Annotated in this window: 1 protein-coding gene and 2 pseudogenes; 2 read left to right on the top strand and 1 reads right to left on the bottom strand. The window is 66.9% G+C overall.

Annotation, left to right across the window (positions count from 1 at the left end; genetic code table 11):
* Positions 1–222 (top strand): annotated as a pseudogene (locus ACNPQM_RS44175) (hypothetical protein); the annotation flags it as partial.
* Positions 152–403: pseudogene (locus ACNPQM_RS44170) on the top strand (DDE-type integrase/transposase/recombinase); the annotation flags it as partial. The pseudogenes ACNPQM_RS44175 and ACNPQM_RS44170, both read left to right, overlap by 71 nt.
* Before the next feature lie 306 nt (positions 404–709).
* On the opposite strand, the gene ACNPQM_RS44165 reads toward ACNPQM_RS44170, so the two are convergent.
* Positions 710–1,105: DNA-directed RNA polymerase subunit alpha C-terminal domain-containing protein (locus tag ACNPQM_RS44165; RefSeq protein WP_418088418.1), on the bottom strand; the 396-nt coding region annotated here is incomplete at its 5' end.

The raw sequence follows: 1,105 nt of genomic DNA, 5'->3' as shown, positions 1-1,105 counted from the left end.
CTGCATACACGGGTGAGCCGGTCGACACTGTTACGGGCGGTTATGGCCCTGCCCGATCCTGCCTGGACCGTTCCGAGGGTGCTGGGCGTCGATGACTTCGCCACCCGTCGTGGACAGCACTACGGCACCGTGCTCATCGACTGCGAGACCGGTCGAGCACCGGAGTTCGAAGTATCTGAACAACCGGGCGGAGAACAGCCATCAGCCCACCCGGCAGCGTGAGCGTGCCATGAGACGCTTCACCTCGGCCGGGCACGCCCAGAGGTTCCTGTCCGCGTTCAGCAGCATCTCACCCCACTTCAGGCCCCGCCGTCACCTTCTTGCCGCCCACGAGTACCGAGCCGAGATAACCGCACGCTTCCGAACCTGGAGGCAGGTCACCGGCTGCCCCGCGACCGTCTGACAACGGTCAGCGAACGGGAGAAGCACGCCCCGGCACACCTCAACACCAGCCGCCCCCAACAACGTGACAGTGCCAGGCCGTGACCTGAGCGGATGATTTATCGGCACCCGCAGTCTTGGCGGGGCGGCGGGCGGCGATGCCGTGGGAACTTCTGCGACCGCGTCTGTGGTGCGCGTTACGGTGATCCGGTTCTGATCGCGACTGCACGGGGGTGCCCCTGATGGTGACGGCTCGACAGAAGCGGGGCGCGGCCCCGCGTAACGGTCCGGGAGGCGAGGCCCGGCTCCGCTCGATCCGGCGCAATTTTCAGTACTGTTCGGTCTCGACGTAGCTTGCGTCCGCGTTGCCGAAGGCGGCGGCAATCGGGTCGAATCCGGGCGGGCTGTCCTTGAGGCTCATGCCCATGCCGGCCAGCTTCGCCTTGACCTCGTCGATCGACTTCGCACCGAAGTTGCGGATGTCGAGCAGGTCCGCCTCGGAGCGGGCGAGAAGCGCACCCACCGTGTGGACGCCCTCGCGCTTGAGGCAGTTGTACGACCGGACGGTGAGCTCGAGTTCCTCGATCGGCAGCGCCAGATCGGCGGCGAGAGCGGTGTCCGTCGGGTAAGGGCCCATGTCGATGCCCTCGGCGTCGATGTTGAGCTCGCGGGCCAGACCGAACAGCTCGACCAGGGTCTTACCGGCCGACGCCATGGCGTCACG

It is taken from the genome of Streptomyces sp. NPDC056231, assembly GCF_048270745.1.
Classification (GTDB): domain Bacteria; phylum Actinomycetota; class Actinomycetes; order Streptomycetales; family Streptomycetaceae; genus Streptomyces.
Note: the sequence above shows the minus strand (reverse complement) of the source record. Positions and strands in the feature narration are given on the sequence as shown.